Here is a 16840-nt window from a genome sequence, read left to right as displayed (position 1 = left end):
ACGTCCTATTTCAAAGGCGGTCCGACAAATCGTCGAGAGCCGCATGCAAATCAGTGAACCGGAAAGTGAAACCCGCCGCCTGCAATCGGGCCGGCGTTGCGCGCTGGCCGCCCAGCAACAGCAATGACAATTCTCCCAATGCGACCTTCAGCGCCAGTTCCGGCATCGGCACCACGGCCGGCCGATGCAGCACGTGCCCCAGGGCCTTGGCAAAATCGCGGTTGCGCACCGGGTTCGGCGCGCAGGCATTATAAGGACCGCTGGCCTCATCGCGGTGCAGAAGAAAATCAATCAGAGCGATTTGATCGGCAATGTGAATCCACGGCATCCACTGCCGGCCATTGCCAATACGCCCGCCCAACCCCAGTTTGAACGGCAGCAGCAGCCGCGACAAAAAGCCGCCCTCGGCCGACAGGACCAGACCGGTGCGAACCAGTACCACCCGTATGCCCATGGCCTCGGCGCGCTGCGCGGTTTCCTCCCAGGCGATGCACAACTGGCTGGCGAAGTCCTCGCTCACCGGTCCCGAGTCCTCGGTCAGCTCACGCTCGCCGCCGTCGCCGTACCACCCCACCGCGGAACCGGAAATCAATACCCCGGGTTTGTGTTCGCTACGCTCCAGCCAAGCCAACAACGCTTCTGTCAGGGTGATGCGACTGCTCCACAACAACTTCTTGCGTTTATGGCTCCAGGGTCGATCCGCAATCGGTGCCCCCGCGAGGTTGACCACCGCATCCACGGGCTCGGCAATCTCCTCGAGCCGGGCGACACCCCGCACTTGCGCGCCGCAGATCTTCGCCACGTCTTCGGGGCGACGACTCCACACCGTCAAGCGATGGCCCTGCGCCAACCAGTGGCGGCAGAGCTGACGTCCGATCAAACCAGTACCGCCGGTCAGCAATATGTGCATGAAGTGTTCCTCGCATCGCGTTTTACCCAGCCCATTAGTCTATTTTTATAAGCAGGGATTTTTCGTATCAGGCAGGGTCTGTGTTTAACAATAGGTCACCCTGTCAAAACGCGAACGGTAAAACTTATACCAAAAACCCCAATTGTACAGGTTTAAACGACGGCGTAGTCTGTACAGAAAGGTAAACGAGGCCCTCATGACTGTACCTATCGCAATCATCGGCACCGGCATCGCCGGACTTTCAGCCGCCCAGGCCCTGACGGAGGTCGGGCATGTCGTTCAACTCTTCGATAAAAGCCATGGCAGTGGCGGACGCATGTCCAGCAAGCGCAGTGATGCCGGCGCACTGGACATGGGCGCACAGTATTTCACCGCCCGCGATCGCCGCTTCGTGATGGAAGTCCAGCGTTGGCAAGCCCAGGGCTGGGCGGCGGAATGGACACCTCAGCTTTATCATTTCAAGGATGGGCAACTGAGCCCGTCGCCGGATGAGCAGACCCGCTGGGTCGGCACTCCGCGCATGAGCGCCATCACCCGCGCCTTGCTTGGCGAGTTGCAGGTGCAGTTCTCCTGCCGCATCACCGAGGTGTACCGCGGTCAGGAACATTGGCACTTGCAGGACGCGGAAGGCTTCACCCACGGCCCCTTCGGCCAGGTGGTGATTGCCACGCCCGCGCCCCAGGCCACGGCATTGCTGGCGGCCGTGCCAAAGCTGGCCGCAGTGGCGGCGGGCGTGAAGATGGACCCCACCTGGGCCGTGGCCCTGGCCTTCGAAACTCCGCTGGATACCTCCATGGAAGGCTGCTTCGTCCAGGACAGCCCCCTCGACTGGCTGGCTCGCAACCGCAGCAAACCGGGGCGCGACAGCACGCTCGACACCTGGGTGCTGCACGCCACCAGCGACTGGAGTCGCCAACACATCGACATGGCCAAGGAAGCGGTGATCGAACACCTGCACGGCGCGTTCGCCGAGTTGCTGCACAGTGCAATGCCTGCGCCCAGCTTCAGCGTGGCCCATCGCTGGCTTTACGCGCGCCCCGCCGGCAACCATGAATGGGGCGCCTTGGCCGATGCCGACCTGGGTATGTATGTCTGTGGCGACTGGTGCCTGTCCGGTCGTGTCGAAGGTGCTTGGCTAAGCGGTCAGGAAGCCGCACGCCGTCTGCACGCCAGCCTGCAATAGAACGCGCCAGCCTAGGTCACCCGCTGCTGTCGAAACAGGCAGCAGCCCGTCTGCGCAAAAACCACATCGCCCCCACATGCAAAAGCGGTTGACTTGTGCGCGTTCGGATCTATGATGAAAATATTGTACACAAATGTTATTTTGTACAAGATTTGAAATCAGAGGTCGCCCATGCCCCATGATGCCGTCGTCAAACCGAAAATCGCTATCAGCGCCTGCCTGATGGGCGCTGAAGTTCGCTTCAACGGCGGACACAAGCAATCGCAGCTATGCAGCCGTACCTTGGTCGACTACTTCGACTTCGTGCCGGTCTGCCCTGAAGTCGCCATTGGCCTGGGCATCCCTCGCGAGCCGATCCGGCTGGTGGGTAATCCCGAACGGCCCGACGCGGTTGGTACGGTCAGGCACGACCTCAATGTAACCCGGCCATTGGCCGCTTACGGAGAGCAGATGGCCGAGGAACTGGATGACATCTGCGGCTACATCTTCATGCAGAAGTCGCCGTCCTGCGGACTGGAGCGGGTCAAGGTCTACGATCACAACAGCGTGCCACAGGACGGCGGCGGACGCGGCATCTATGCCCAGGCGTTTTGCGAGCGCCACCCCGACTTGCCGGTGGAGGAAGACGGTCGCCTGAACGACCCGGTGCTGCGGGAAAATTTCCTGACCCGGGTATTTGCCTACGCGGCCTGGCAACCGCTGCGCCGCAAAGGCCTGACACGCCGTGAACTGATCCACTTTCACTCGCGCTACAAATATCTGTTGATGGCCCATAACCCGGTGCAATACAAGGCCTTGGGCAATCTGTTGGGCAACATGGGCAAGGCCGATCCTGACGAGCTGGGCGCACGCTACTTCAGCGCCTTGATGGCTGCTTTGAAGAAATGCGCCACCCGCCGCACTCACACCAATGTGCTGCAACACCTGAGCGGTTACCTCAAACGCGCCATCAACGCCGAAGACAAGCAGGAAGTGCAACACCTCATCGGGCAATACCGCCTCGGCATCGTCCCCCTGGTAGTTCCGCTGACCTTGCTCAAGCATCACTTGCGCCTGCATCCCGATCCCTATCTGGCGCAGCAGGTCTACCTGCAACCACACCCGGAAAACCTCAGTCTGCGAAATGCCATTTGATGAAAAGCGAACCTGATTCCAGCGCCAGCGAAGACCTGGGGGCCGACTTCGCCAAAGCCCTGGCACAGGGCTGGCTGCCCATACGCGAAGTCGCCCGCCAAACCGGGGTCAATGCCGTCACGCTAAGAGCCTGGGAGCGCCGTTATGGCCTGATCGTGCCGCACCGCACCCCCAAGGGTCACCGACTGTTCAATGCCGATCATGTGCAACGTATCTTGAGCATCCTCACCTGGATCGATCGGGGGGTGGCGGTGAGCAAGATAAAACCGCTGCTCGACACACCGCAGCCGCCCAGTGAACCGTTGGAAAACGACTGGCAGCGTCAGCGCCACGCCCTGGTGCTGGCGGTCACGCAACTGGCCGAGCGTCAGGTCGATGATCTGGTCAACCAGGCTATGGCGCTTTATCCGCCCTGGACGGTGTGCGAGCAGTTGTTGTTGCCTTTGCTGGCCGAACTGCAATTGCGCTGGCAAGGCCAGTTCGGTGCGCAGTTGGAGCGGGTGTTTCTGTACTCCTGGCTGCGCAGCAAATTCGGCAGTCGGATCTACCACAACAATCGTCAGTTGCGCGGTGCGCCATTGCTGCTGGTCAACCATTCGGACCTGCCCCTGGAGCCCCAATTGTGGCTTAGCGCCTGGCTGGCCAGCAGCGCCGATTGCCCCGTGGAAGTGTTCGATGGGCCGATACCCGCAGGCGAACTGGCCTTGGCCGTCGAACGCCTCAAAGCCCGTGGAGTGCTGCTGTACTCCAGCAACGCGCTGAACCTGTCCCAACTGCCCAAGCTGATCAGTGGGGTGGATTGCCCGATCATCATCGCCGGCCCGGCCGCATCGATCCATCACGCCCGGTTATCCACAGGCATTTCGACCGACAACCTTACGTGGGCCGAAGATCCGTTATCGGCTTACCGCGAACTGAGTCGCAGAGCACTTATTTGAATGAAAAACCCCACGCAACTGATCTGGCTGCGCAGCGACCTGCGCCTGCACGACAACACCGCCCTCGCCACCGCAGCAGCCCGGGGACCTTGTGTGGCGGTGTACCTGCCGAGCCCGGAACAATGGCGCGCGCATGACGATGCACCGTGCAAGATCGACTTTTGGCTGCGTAACCTCGCCTCGTTGAGCACTGCCCTGGAGGCGTTGAACATCCCGCTGCTGATCCGCCACGCTGCACGCTGGGATCAGGCACCGCAGATTCTGCTCTCGCTGTGCCACGAACTGGCAATCGACGCCGTCCATGTCAATGAAGAATACGGCTTGAACGAAACCCACCGAGATGCCGAAGTTGCCCGAACGTTGCAGGGCCAGGGCATCGAATTTCACAGCCACCTCGACCAGTTGCTGTTCAAGCCCGGCAGTGTGCTGACCAAGACCGGCACCTATTTCCAGGTGTTCAGCCAGTTCCGCAAGGTCTGTTACAGCCGCCTGCACTTTTCGCTGCCAAGCCTGGTCGCCAAACCGGCCCGGCAGGCACCCACCGGCATTGTCAGCGACCCGGTGCCCACGCAAGTCGAAGGCTTCTCGCCTGCGAGTGAAACGCTGCGCGCCCTCTGGCCAGCCGGTGAAAACGAAGCCCGGCGGCGTCTGGACACCTTCGCTGAGCAACACCTCGATTATTACCAGAGCGAACGGGACTTCCCCGCCAGGCCAGGCACCAGCCAGCTCTCGGCGTACCTGGTGGCGGGTGTGATCTCGCCACGCCAATGCCTGCATGCGGCGCTGCAGGCCAACCAGGGTGAATTCGAGAGCGGAAATGTCGGTGTTGTGACATGGATCAATGAATTGCTCTGGCGTGAGTTCTATAAACACATTCTAGTGGGCTATCCACGGGTGTCTCGCCATCGCGCGTTCCGTCCGGAAACCGAAGCGCTGGCCTGGCGCAACGCCCCTGAAGAGCTGGAGGCCTGGAAACAGGCACGCACTGGCTTGCCGATCATCGACGCGGCCATGCGCCAGTTGCTGGAAACCGGGTGGATGCACAACCGTTTGCGGATGGTGGTGGCGATGTTTCTGACCAAGAACCTGCTGATCGACTGGCGCGAGGGTGAGCGCTTTTTCATGCAACACCTGATCGACGGCGACCTGGCCGCCAACAACGGCGGCTGGCAGTGGAGCGCCTCGACCGGGACGGATGCTGCGCCCTGGTTCCGGATCTTCAACCCCTTGAGTCAATCGGAAAAATTCGACCGTGAAGGATTGTTCATCAAACGCTGGTTACCTGAACTGAACGATCTCGATAAGCAACAGGTCCATAATCCAAACATGCAGGGCCGATTGTTTGGCGTGACGGATTATCCTCCTGCGATTGTCGACCTGAGTCAGTCCCGGGCTCGTGCATTGCAGGCGTTCAGAAACCTGCCAACTCGATAAGTGAAAAATCAAGAAACCGGGCGCTCAGCGAACAGAAAAAAACTGACCGTAAGATGCAATTTCAACCCTGCGGCCATACAGTCTTACATCAAACTTGCGCACTCTGCTCGGTCGAAGGAAGTATGGAATGGGCCTAGAAACTCGAAAGCGATATTGGCTGACCGGTGCGGGCAACGGAATCGGTGTTTCGTTGGCCGAAGCGATACTCAAAACCGGCGCGCACCTGGCCGTTAGCTCGCGCTCGTCGCGCTCGAGTGAAGACCTTTCGGCACGTTATCCGGGACAAGTACTGGCGGTGCCCGGCAACTTGACCGACAGCCAGACCGTGCGCGAGATCGGCGAACAGATTGCCCGGCAGTGGGGCTCGCTGGACACCGTGATTCTCAATGCAGGAACTGCCGAATACATCGACGGCCAACCCGCCGATCCTTTGATCATCGAACACATTGTGCGCAGCAATCTGATAGCGGCCAGCTTCTGCATTCACACTGCCCTGCCATTGCTGCGTGCAGGCAACCGGTCCCATCTGGTGGGCATCGCCAGCCCGGCGACTTACCTGCCACCGTCATATAGCGAGGCCGACGGCAAAGGCATGCGTTTTCTGTTTGAGTCGGCTCGCGTCGAACTGGTGGCCGAGGGCATCGACGTGACGCTGGTTCATCCGGGCTTCGACAGCCCTTCGCTCAGTCTCGACGACTGTTTTCCGGCCCCAGTCCAGTGGACGGCCGAAACGGCGGCACATCACGTGCTGAAACAACTGGCCGAGCGCCCCCATGAAGTGGCGCTCCCCGTTTCGTCCATGACCGTACTCTGGCCGCTACCTTCATCGACCGAATCGATGCTCACTGACGTCAACTCAGATAAAGCGGGGAATGGGTGCCCGATCAAGGGCCAACCCTGAGGGGCGCGGTTGCCTTACACTGCGCGCCATGAAAACCATCCCTGTCCATCAGATCCCCCAGCCTGCCGTCACTTGTTCGACGTGCGCGGCGTGCTGTTGCCAACTGGAAGTGATGCTGATCACTGACACTGGCGTGCCCGAACGCTTTATCGACACGGACGAATGGGGTGGAGAAGTGATGTTGCGGCTCGATGACGGTTGGTGCGCGGCGCTGGATCGCGACAGCATGATGTGCACGATCTACGAAAAACGCCCACTGATCTGCCGCGAGTTCGAGATGGGCGCGCCGGAATGTATTGAAGAACGCAAAGGGATTGCGACTGCATATCGGTAGCCCGTGGGAGCGAGCCTGCTCGCGATAGCGGTAGACCAGTCAATATGAGGTTGTCTGATACTTCGCTATCGCGAGCAGGCTCGCTCCCACGGGTTTGGGTTACAGCGGCATCGTGTAGTGCAAGGCGTAACTTTCGACACCGTCGTTGGTCGACTTGATGCCGGCGTTGGAGTAATGAGTGGCGCGAATACCCACTTCATGTCCACCGTTGAAGCGCAGGCCGAAACCAATGCGGTCCTCGAACTGAAAAGCCGTACCGAGCTGGTTGTTTTCCACTTGGGTATTTTCAAACAACGCAACACCGATACCCGCCTCGATGTAGGGTTTTACGTTTTGACCGGCAAACTCATACACAAAGACAGGCGAGAACGACAGGCTATGGTTGCTGGAGGCCTCATCCCCCTCCCAATACGTGTATGCGCCGCTCCAATAGCCGGTCAGGCGACCGACATCACTCTGCAACCAGCTCTTGTCCCAATCGAACTGCATGCCCAAGCGGTAAGTCATGGTCGACTCGCCGGTCTGGCCCACCCCAAACTCCACACCTGCCGCTTGTGCGGAGTAAGTGTGCCCCAACAATGCAGCCGCAAGTGCGGCCAAGCAGAATAAACGCTTCATTAGAAACATCCTTTTCCGAACAGACTTAGTTAGTTTTGTTACAAACAGACAAAGCTATAGAAATCCGCGTTAAAACAGAAGTTCAGCCTGATTTAGGTATTTTTCAGGTTTTTTTACAGACTGAAGCTTCGCACAACGCCGGACGAATTCCATAGCGTTGGTAGGATTTTTCTTAAATGTATCGGATCTGCGCTACTCCAGAATCGCGTTTCGCTGGCGGGACCGGCGGCCAGGAGGCCGCGTTCAGCGAGCAGGCGCTGAAGTTGCCGGGCAACGGCGGCCCCCGTGTCGATCAGGCTGATGTGCGCGGGGACCATGTGCTTGAGCAATGGCTTGAGGAAGGGATAGTGCGTGCAACCCAGGATCAGCGTGTCGCAGCCGGCGGCCAGCAAAGGTTCGACATAGCCCTGCAGCAATTGACGCAAAGCCGGGCTCTGGAGATCGCCTGCTTCAATCAGCTCTACCAGCCCGGGGCATGGCTGGGTGATCACCTGCACATCGGTGGCGAACCGATCAAGTAACGCGGCGAATTTGGCGCTTTGTAATGTGCCAGTGGTTGCCAGCACACCGACAATGCCACTTCGAGTGGCAGCCGCCGCCGGTTTGACCGCCGGCTCCATGCCGACAATGGGCCAGTGGGGATAATCACGACGCAAATCGGCGACCCCGGCAACCGTCGCGGTATTGCAAGCCACCACCAGCGCCTTGGCGCCCTGGTGATGGAGAAAGTTGGCGATGATTGCGCAGCGCTGCCGGATGAATTCCGGGGTTTTCTCGCCGTAGGGAATATGCCCACAGTCTGCAACGTAGAGCAGTGACTCATTGGGCAACAGCCGACGAATCTCCCCCAGCACCGACAGCCCGCCGACACCCGAATCGAACACACCGACCGGCGCTTCACTCATGCTGGCTGCCACCGCAGACGCTGCACCCCGGATCACGCTTGACCCTCAGCTCACGAAAACGGCTGCCCAAGGCGTCGATCAACAGCAGGCGCCCCACCAGTGGCTCGCCGAAGCCGGCCAACAGTTTCAAGGCTTCAAGGGCTTGCAGACTGCCTACCAACCCCACCAGCGGCCCGAGCACACCGGCTTCGCTGCAGGTCAACTCGGCTTCACTGCCGTGGCCGTAGAGGCAGTGATAGCAGGGGCTTTCCGGGCGGCGTGGATCAAACACCGACAACTGCCCTTCCAGACGAATCGCCGCACCGCTGACCAGCGGTTTGCCTGCTGCGACACACGCCGCATTCACCGCTTCGCGGGTGGAGAAATTGTCGGAACAGTCCAGCACCACATCCACCGCCGCGACGGCAGCAGACAGGCTGTCTTCGTCCATGGCCTGTGGGTGAGGCACCAGGCTGATTTCAGGGTTGAGCGCCGTCAGGCGACGCATCGCCGAATCGACCTTGCTCAGGCCCACACTGTCGGTGTCGTGGATGATCTGGCGTTGCAGGTTGGTCAGGTCGACCGTGTCAAAATCCGCCAGGTGCAACTCACCGACGCCAGCAGCGGCCAGGTACAACGCCACCGGAGCGCCGAGTCCGCCGAGGCCGACGATCAATACGCGGCTGTGCTTGAGTCGCAGTTGCCCGTCGATGTCGACGTGCTGCAACAGAATCTGCCGGCTATAGCGCAACAGCTCCTGATCGTTCAGCACGGCAGGCGCCCCAGGCTGATGCGCTCATGCCCGCCCAGGTCCTTGCGACTGTGGACTTCAGTAAACCCTTGGGTTTGCAGAAGATCACGCACCGCGTCAGCCTGATCGTAACCGTGCTCGAGCATCAACCAGCCACCCGCTCCAAGATGATCGGGGGCCTGGGCGATGATTGTGCGCAAATCATCAAGTCCGTCGTGCCCTGCCACCAGGGCACTGGCCGGCTCGAACCGCACGTCGCCCTCCGCCAAGTGAGGATCGGTGGCAGCTATATAAGGTGGGTTGCTGATGATCAGCTCAAAACGCTCACCGTCCAAAGCGCTGAACCAGTGGCTGCTCAGCACCGTGACGTTGCGCAGGTCCAGGCACTGGCGATTGCGTTCGGCCAGGGCCACCGCCTCCAGCACACGGTCGACCGCGGTGACTGTCCAGGCCGGGCGCTCGCTGGCCAATGCCAGGGCAATCGCGCCGCTGCCGGTGCCCAGATCCAGAACCCTCGCCGGTGCGGCCGGCAGCAAGGCCAGCGCGGTTTCCACCAGCAGTTCGGTGTCGGGACGCGGAATCAAGGTGTGGGGCGCCACTTCCAGGTCCAGGTTCCAGAAGCCTTGCTGCCCGAGGATATAAGCCACTGGCTCGCCAGAACGACGGCGGCGCAGGTATTCAGAGAACAACAGCGCCGCTTCGCTTGGCACGATTCGCTCGGGCCAGGTGTGCAGGAAGCTGCGGGACTTGCCCAGTGCCGCGGCCAGCAGCAATTCGGCATCCAGTCGGGACGTGGGCGAATCCGGCAGCTCGGCGGCGCGTAACAAACTGGCGATGATGGTCATATGTTCACCTGTGCTTACTCGCCAATCGCGGCCAACTGGTCGGCCTGGTATTCGGCCAGCAACGGTTCGATCACTGCATCGACGCCGCCGGCGAGAATTTCGTCGAGCGAATACAACGTCAGGTTGACTCGATGGTCGGTGACCCGCCCCTGGGCAAAGTTGTAGGTACGAATCCGCTCCGAGCGATCTCCAGAGCCCACCAACAGCTTGCGTTCGCTGGCGATGGCGTTGGCCGCAGCACTGGTCTGTTGATCGTTGAGCTTGGCCGACAACCACGACATGGCAACGCGCACGGTTCTTGTGCTGGGAACGCTCCTCCTGGCACTCGACCACAATGCCCGAAGGCAGGTGAGTGATACGGATCGCCGAATCGGTCTTGTTGACGTGCTGACCGCCCGCCCCCGAGGAGCGGTAGGTGTCGACCCGCAGGTCCGCCGGGTTGATCTCGATGGCTTCCTGCTCGTCCGGCTCGGGCAAAACCGCCACGGTACAGGCCGAAGTGTGGATACGCCCCTGGGATTCGGTGGCCGGGACACGCTGCACGCGGTGGGCGCCGGATTCGAATTTCAGCTTGCCGTAGACGTTGTCACCTTCGACCCGGGCGATGACCTCTTTATAGCCACCGTGTTCGCCTTCGTTCTCCGAGAGGATCTCCACCCGCCAGCCGCGACGCTCGGCGTAACGCGAATACATGCGGAACAGGTCCCCGGAGAATATCGCCGCTTCGTCGCCGCCGGTGCCGGCACGGATCTCGAGAAACACATTGCGACCGTCATTCGGATCCTTGGGCAACAACATGCGTTGCAGGTTGCTTTCAAGCTCGAGCAACTGCTCCTTGGCTTCACGGACTTCCTCGACCGCCATTTCGCGCATGTCCGGATCGCTGTCCTTGAGCAACGCCTGGGCGCCTTCAAGGTCGCCCTGCACTTTGAGCAACTGTTTATAGGTGGCGACGATCGGCTCGACTTCGGCGTATTCCTTGGAATACGTGCGAAACTTGTTCTGGTCGGAAATGACTTCACCATCGCCCAGCAGGGCGGTCAGTTCCTCGAAACGGTCCTGGAGAATGTCCAGCTTATTGAGCAGTGACGCTTTCATTGCGATTTTTTATCCGAAAAACTATCCGGTGAACCCTCACCGAGGGCAAAGAGTTCCTGGGCCATGGCCAACGCATCGAGGCGGCCTTCGGCGGTCAGCTTCTTGAGCTGGACACTGGGCGCGTGAAGCAATTTATTGGTCAGGCCGCGAGCCAGTTGCACCAGCACCTCTTCGGCGCTGCCACCGTTGGCCAGCAGGCGCTGGGCCTTTTGCAGCTCTTCGTCGCGCAGGCGTTCGCTCTGCTGACGATAAGCCTTGAGCACATCCACCGCCGCCAGCTCGCGCAGGCGGACCATGAAGTCCTCGGCGCCAATGGTGATCATTTCTTCGGCCGCCTGGGCCGCCCCTTGCCGGCTCTTGAGGTTCTCGGCGACCACTTCGTGCAGGTCGTCGACGCTGTACAGATAAACGTCGTCGAGCTCGCCCACTTCCGGCTCGATGTCCCGGGGAACGGCAATATCCACCATGAAAATCGGCTTGTGCTTGCGCAGTTTCAGGGCGCTTTCCACCGCGCCTTTGCCCAGGATCGGCAACTGGCTGGCGGTGGAGCTGATGACGATGTCACTGTGCACCAGCTCGGCCGGGATGTCCGACAGCAGCACAGCATGGGCGCCGAACTGCTCGGCCAGGGTACTGGCGCGCTCCAGGGTACGGTTGGCAACCACGATACGCTTGACCCCCAGGTCGTGCAGATGGCGCGCGACCAGGGTGATGGTCTCCCCCGCGCCGATCAGCAGCGCCTGGCTGCGTTGCAGATCGCTGAAAATCTGTTTCGCCAGGCTGACCGCGGCAAATGCCACGGACACCGGGTTTTCGCCGATGGCCGTGTCGGTGCGCACCTGTTTGGCGGCATTGAACGTGGCCTGGAACAAGCGCCCCAGCAGAGGCCCGACCGTGCCGGCCTCACGGGCCACGGCATAGGCCGACTTCATCTGGCCGAGAATCTGCGGTTCGCCCAGCACCAGCGAATCGAGCCCGGAGGCAACTCGCATCATGTGACGAACGGCCGCATCGTCTTCATGCACATAGGCACTGGCGCGCAGCTCTTCAAGACTCAGATCGTGATATTCGGCCAGCCAGCGCAGCACGGTATCGGCCGAAATGTGATCCTGCTCTATATAAAGCTCGCTGCGATTGCAGGTGGAGAGGATGGCAGCCTCGCGGCTCTCGGTGAGTCGGCAAAGCTGCTGCAGGGCCTCAACCAGTTGCTCAGGCGTAAAGGCCACGCGCTCGCGGACGTCTACGGAAGCAGTCTTGTGGTTAATACCAAGTGCAAGGAAGGCCATTCAAGGTCGCTGATAGTGACGTGAAGCCGGCAATTGTCCTACTTCGCCAGATTCAGAACAACCACTCGATATCTATCGCCCTGCCCCGTGCCGTAAATCGACGGGCCGGTTATGTTTGACCGAAGGCTGTGTCATGATGATCCGACCGCAGGTTAGTCGTCCTTTTCCTATATGAATAGATCTTCCGCGTTGCTCCTCGCTTTTGCCTTGCTCGGCGGCTGTCAGTCCATGGCTCCCGTGTCGACAGACGGTACGCCGCCGGTCGAAGACAGCACCCAGGCCCCTGAAAAGCCCAAGGTCTATAGCTCATTCAGCGAAGAAACCATTTTCAGCCTGTTGAGCGCCGAACTGGCAGGCCAGCGCAATCGCTTCGACATTGCGCTGGACAACTACGTCACCCAGGCCATCAACACACAGGACCCGGGCATCTCCGAGCGGGCGTTTCGCATTGCCGAATACCTGGGTGCCGACCAGCCCGCCCTGGATACCGCACTGATCTGGGCCAAAAACGCACCGCAAGACCTCGAAGCGCAACGCGCCGCCGCCGTGCAACTGGCCCGGGCCGGACGCTACGACGACTCCATGGTGTATATGGAGAAAGTCCTGCTGGGCAAGGGCGAAACCCATTTCGACTTCCTTGCGCTATCAGCAGCCGATACCGACCAGGAAACCCGCGACGGCCTGACTAAAAGCTTCGACCGACTGCTGCAGCGCCATCCCGATAACGGTCAGCTGATTTTCGGCAAGGCCCTGCTGCTGCAACAGGATGGTGACATCCAGGGCGCCCTTTCCCTGCTGGAAGACAACCCGCCGCAAGCGGGCGAAGTGGCGCCGATTCTGCTGCGCGCTCGCTTGCTGCAAGGCGCGAACCGCGGCGACGAAGCCCTGCCGTTGCTGGAAAAAGCCATCAGGCAATACCCGGACGACAAGCGCCTGCGTCTCACCTACGCGCGCATGCTGGTGGAAAACGACCGCATGGACGACGCCAAGGTGGAGTTTTCCAGCCTGGTCCAGCAGTACCCTGAAGACGATGAATTGCGCTATTCCCTGGCGTTGGTCTGCCTGGAAGCCAAAGCGTGGGAAGAAGCCAAGGGTCACCTGGAAGACCTGATTGCGCGGGGAACGCATGTCGACTCCGCCCACTTGAACCTGGGCCGCATCGCGGAAGAGCGCAACGATCCCGAGAGTGCACTGCTCGAGTACGCCCAGGTCGGCCCAGGCAACGATTATCTGCCGGCCCAGTTGCGCCAGGCCGATATCCTGATGAGCAACGGCAAAACGGCCGAGGCCCAGAGTCGCCTCGCCGTGCAGCGGGACACCCAGCCGGACTACGGCATCCAGTTGTATCTGATCGAGGCTGAAACCCTGTCGGCCAATAATCAGGGCGACAAAGCCTGGACTGTGCTCGATCGGGCGTTGAAGCAGTACCCGGACGACCTGAACCTGTTGTATACCCGCGCCATGCTGGCGGAGAAACGCAATGACCTGGCGCAGATGGAGAAAGACCTGCGCCTGATCATCCAGCGCGACCCCGACAATGCCATGGCCCTCAATGCCCTGGGCTACACCTTGTCCGATCGCACCACCCGATACGCCGAAGCCAAGGTGCTGATCGAACAGGCGCACCAGCTCAACCCGGAAGACCCGGCGGTGCTCGACAGTCTTGGCTGGGTGCATTTCCGCCTGGGCAACCTCGACGAGGCCGAACGCCTGCTGCGCCAGGCCCTGGAGCGCTTTCCCGACCAGGAAGTCGCCGCGCACCTGGGCGAAGTCCTGTGGGCCAACGGCAAACAGCGCGAAGCCCGGCAGATCTGGAGCAAGTTCCTCAAGGAACAGCCCGACAGCCCCATCCTGCGCAGCACCATCAAACGCCTGACCGGATCAGAGACCCTTTAAAATTATGCTTTTGCGCCACTTCATCGTTTTCAGCTTTATCGCCCTGCTCGCCGGTTGCGCCGGCTTCGGCGCCCGAGAATCCGTCCAGGGCCACGGCAACACGGCCCAATGGCGAGAGCACAAGGAACAACTGAGCGGTCTCGACGGCTGGCAGATCGATGGCAAGATCGGCATACGCGCACCGAAAGACTCGGGCAGCGGCACACTGTTCTGGCTGCAACGCCAGGACTACTACGACATTCGCCTGTCCGGTCCGCTGGGTCGTGGCGCGGCGCGCCTGACCGGCCGACCAGGCCAGGTTTCGCTGGAAGTGGCCAATCAGGGTCGCTACGAATCACCCTCGCCGGAAGCCTTGCTGGAAGAACAACTGGGCTGGAAGCTGCCCGTATCCCACCTGACCTGGTGGGTTCGCGGCCTGCCGGCACCGGACAGCAAAAGCCGCCTGACCCTCGATGCCGACAGTCGCCTGTCCAACCTGGAGCAGGACGACTGGCAGATCGAATACTTGAGCTACGCCGAGCAAAACGGTTACTGGTTGCCCGAGCGCATCAAACTGCACGGCAGCAACCTGGACGTCACGCTGGTGATCAAGCAATGGCAGCCGCGCAAGCTGGGGCAATGACATGACCGCTGCGCGCCTGACCCTGCCCTCCCCGGCCAAGCTCAACCTGATGTTGCACATCCTGGGCCGTCGCCCGGACGGCTATCACGAGTTGCAGACGATTTTTCAGTTTCTCGACTACGGCGATGAAATCACCTTTGCCGTGCGTGACGACGGCGTGATTCACCTGCACACCGAATTCGAAGGCGTTCCTCACGACAGCAACCTGATCGTCAAAGCCGCGAAAAAACTTCAGGAGCAATCCGGGTGTTCGCTGGGCATTGATATCTGGATCGAAAAAATCCTGCCCATGGGCGGCGGCATCGGCGGCGGCAGCTCAAACGCGGCAACGACTTTGCTGGGGCTCAACCACCTGTGGCAGCTGGGTTGGGACGCTGATCGCCTGGCCGCATTGGGCCTGACGCTGGGCGCCGACGTGCCGGTTTTCGTACGGGGCCACGCGGCTTTTGCCGAGGGCGTCGGGGAAAAACTCACACCGGTAGAGCCCGAGGAACCTTGGTACTTGGTGCTGGTGCCGCAAGTATCTGTAAGTACAGCAGAAATTTTTTCAGATCCACTGTTGACACGTAACTCTCCTCCCATTAAAGTGCGCCCCGTTCCCAAGGGAAACAGTCGAAATGACTGCTTACCGGTGGTAGCAAGGCGTTATCCAGATGTTCGTAACGCTTTGAATTTGTTAGGTAAATTTACCGAAGCAAAACTCACCGGAACTGGAAGTTGTGTGTTTGGGGGCTTCCCAAGCAAAGCTGAAGCTGATAAAGTCTCGGCCCTTCTGACAGAGACCCTTACAGGGTTTGTAGCAAAAGGAAGCAACGTTTCGATGTTGCATCGCAAGCTGCAAAGTCTGCTCTAACGGAATCGAGTGCTGGGCACTCGAAGCAACAGATACAGGGGCGTCGCCAAGCGGTAAGGCAGCAGGTTTTGATCCTGCCATGCGTTGGTTCGAATCCAGCCGCCCCTGCCATTTTCCTATACTCATCCAGGTATACCCTCAGCCTTCAGGTACTGCGCGTGTCCAAGATGATGGTCTTTACGGGGAACGCTAACCCCGATCTGGCTCGGCGTGTTGTACGTCAGCTGCATATCCCTCTCGGTGACATTTCTGTCGGTAAGTTCTCCGACGGCGAAATCACTGCCGAGATCAATGAAAACGTTCGCGGTAAAGACGTCTTCATTATTCAGCCGACTTGCGCTCCGACCAACGATAACCTGATGGAACTCGTCGTGATGGCTGATGCCTTCCGCCGCTCCTCGGCTACTCGTATTACTGCTGTTATTCCTTACTTTGGTTATGCCCGTCAGGATCGCCGTCCGCGTTCCGCACGTGTGGCAATCAGCGCGAAAGTCGTGGCTGACATGCTTACCGTAGTCGGCATCGATCGTGTGCTCACGGTCGATCTGCATGCTGACCAGATTCAAGGCTTCTTCGATATTCCCGTGGATAACATCTACGGCTCCCCGGTTCTGGTGGATGACATTGAAGATCAGCGCTTCGAAAACCTGATGATCGTGTCCCCGGACATTGGCGGCGTCGTGCGTGCACGGGCCGTTGCCAAATCCCTGGGCGTTGATCTGGGTATCATCGACAAACGCCGTGAGAAAGCCAATCACTCCGAAGTGATGCATATCATCGGCGACGTCGAAGGGCGTACCTGTATTCTGGTCGACGACATGGTCGATACCGCCGGCACCCTGTGCCACGCGGCCAAGGCCCTGAAAGAGCATGGCGCTGCCAAGGTCTTTGCCTACTGCACACACCCTGTGCTGTCGGGTCGAGCGATCGAAAACATTGAAAATTCCGTGCTGGACGAGCTGGTGGTCACTAACACCATCCCGCTGTCCGCTGCAGCACAAGCCTGTGCGCGTATTCGCCAACTGGATATCGCACCGGTTGTTGCCGAGGCGGTTCGCCGCATCAGCAATGAAGAATCGATCAGTGCGATGTTCCGTTAAGGGCCCTGCCCTTTCCATTACATCTCGTTGACGAAAAGCGCCCCGCCCCGACA

16 protein-coding genes, 1 tRNA gene and 1 pseudogene are annotated in these 16840 nt (G+C 60.2%); 11 read left to right on the top strand and 7 right to left on the bottom strand.

Annotated elements, in window-relative coordinates:
• Positions 1–10: 10 nt before the first annotated feature.
• Positions 11–910, bottom strand: coding sequence for a TIGR01777 family oxidoreductase (locus tag PSH91_RS04655; protein ID WP_047229409.1), 900 nt, complete (start codon positions 908–910; stop codon positions 11–13).
• Positions 911–1106: 196 nt separating this feature from the next.
• Between PSH91_RS04655 and PSH91_RS04650 the strand changes: the two genes are divergently transcribed.
• From PSH91_RS04650 to PSH91_RS04625, 6 genes are all read left to right on the top strand, one after another.
• On the top strand, positions 1107–2093 hold the full coding sequence (locus tag PSH91_RS04650) for an NAD(P)/FAD-dependent oxidoreductase (RefSeq protein WP_305467434.1): 987 nt from the start codon (positions 1107–1109) through the stop codon (positions 2091–2093).
• Positions 2094–2264: 171 nt separating this feature from the next.
• Positions 2265–3227, top strand: a complete 963-nt coding sequence (locus tag PSH91_RS04645) for a DUF523 and DUF1722 domain-containing protein (RefSeq protein WP_305467432.1) — start codon at positions 2265–2267, stop codon at positions 3225–3227.
• Positions 3227–4165, top strand: coding sequence for a MerR family transcriptional regulator (locus tag PSH91_RS04640; protein WP_305467430.1), 939 nt, complete (start codon positions 3227–3229; stop codon positions 4163–4165). Before PSH91_RS04645 ends, PSH91_RS04640 begins: the two co-directional genes overlap by 1 nt.
• Positions 4166–5599, top strand: a complete 1434-nt coding sequence (gene phrB, locus PSH91_RS04635; RefSeq protein WP_305467428.1) for a deoxyribodipyrimidine photo-lyase — start codon at positions 4166–4168, stop codon at positions 5597–5599.
• 127 nt (positions 5600–5726) lie between these two features.
• Positions 5727–6500, top strand: coding sequence for an SDR family oxidoreductase (locus PSH91_RS04630; protein WP_173407382.1), 774 nt, complete (start codon positions 5727–5729; stop codon positions 6498–6500).
• A 28-nt stretch (positions 6501–6528) separates the two neighbouring features.
• On the top strand, positions 6529–6834 hold the full coding sequence (locus PSH91_RS04625; RefSeq protein WP_047229403.1) for a YkgJ family cysteine cluster protein: 306 nt from the start codon (positions 6529–6531) through the stop codon (positions 6832–6834).
• A 99-nt stretch (positions 6835–6933) separates the two neighbouring features.
• Here the strand turns inward: PSH91_RS04625 and PSH91_RS04620 are convergent, their stop codons facing one another.
• The 6 genes and pseudogenes from PSH91_RS04620 to hemA form a co-directional block, all read right to left on the bottom strand.
• Complete coding sequence (locus PSH91_RS04620) at positions 6934–7452, bottom strand: acyloxyacyl hydrolase (protein ID WP_047229402.1); 519 nt, start codon at positions 7450–7452, stop codon at positions 6934–6936.
• A 113-nt stretch (positions 7453–7565) separates the two neighbouring features.
• On the bottom strand, positions 7566–8357 hold the full coding sequence (murI, locus tag PSH91_RS04615; RefSeq protein ID WP_047229401.1) for a glutamate racemase: 792 nt from the start codon (positions 8355–8357) through the stop codon (positions 7566–7568).
• Positions 8350–9108: a molybdopterin-synthase adenylyltransferase MoeB gene (locus PSH91_RS04610; RefSeq protein ID WP_047229400.1), complete on the bottom strand. Its 759-nt coding sequence runs from the start codon at positions 9106–9108 to the stop codon at positions 8350–8352. The genes murI and PSH91_RS04610 overlap by 8 nt, the downstream gene beginning before the upstream one ends.
• Positions 9102–9932, bottom strand: a complete 831-nt coding sequence (prmC, locus tag PSH91_RS04605; protein WP_305468500.1) for a peptide chain release factor N(5)-glutamine methyltransferase — start codon at positions 9930–9932, stop codon at positions 9102–9104. The genes PSH91_RS04610 and prmC overlap by 7 nt, the downstream gene beginning before the upstream one ends.
• Positions 9933–10175: 243 nt before the next feature.
• Positions 10176–11030: pseudogene (gene prfA, locus PSH91_RS04600) on the bottom strand (peptide chain release factor 1); the annotation flags it as partial.
• Positions 11027–12316 carry a glutamyl-tRNA reductase gene (gene hemA, locus PSH91_RS04595; RefSeq protein WP_047229397.1) on the bottom strand — a complete coding sequence of 430 codons (1290 nt, stop codon included), beginning with the start codon at positions 12314–12316 and terminating at the stop codon, positions 11027–11029. The gene hemA and the pseudogene prfA, both read right to left, overlap by 4 nt.
• A gap of 171 nt (positions 12317–12487) precedes the next feature.
• Between hemA and PSH91_RS04590 the strand changes: the two genes are divergently transcribed.
• The 5 genes from PSH91_RS04590 (at position 12488) to PSH91_RS04570 (ending at position 16787) form a co-directional block, all read left to right on the top strand.
• Positions 12488–14212: a tetratricopeptide repeat protein gene (locus tag PSH91_RS04590; protein WP_305467425.1), complete on the top strand. Its 1725-nt coding sequence runs from the start codon at positions 12488–12490 to the stop codon at positions 14210–14212.
• Between the two features lie 4 nt (positions 14213–14216).
• Positions 14217–14834, top strand: a complete 618-nt coding sequence (lolB, locus tag PSH91_RS04585; RefSeq protein WP_047229395.1) for a lipoprotein insertase outer membrane protein LolB — start codon at positions 14217–14219, stop codon at positions 14832–14834.
• A 1-nt stretch (position 14835) separates the two neighbouring features.
• Positions 14836–15687 carry a 4-(cytidine 5'-diphospho)-2-C-methyl-D-erythritol kinase gene (gene ispE / locus PSH91_RS04580; RefSeq protein ID WP_047229394.1) on the top strand — a complete coding sequence of 284 codons (852 nt, stop codon included), beginning with the start codon at positions 14836–14838 and terminating at the stop codon, positions 15685–15687.
• A 36-nt stretch (positions 15688–15723) separates the two neighbouring features.
• Positions 15724–15798, top strand: a tRNA-Gln gene (locus PSH91_RS04575).
• 47 nt (positions 15799–15845) lie between these two features.
• Entirely contained in the window at positions 15846–16787 is a 942-nt protein-coding gene (locus PSH91_RS04570) for a ribose-phosphate pyrophosphokinase (protein ID WP_003171603.1), read from the top strand.
• Positions 16788–16840 lie beyond the last annotated feature (53 nt).

This window comes from Pseudomonas sp. FP1154, assembly GCF_030687245.1.
GTDB lineage: Bacteria > Pseudomonadota > Gammaproteobacteria > Pseudomonadales > Pseudomonadaceae > Aquipseudomonas > Aquipseudomonas rhizophila.
This window is presented reverse-complemented; position numbering and strand designations above follow the sequence as displayed.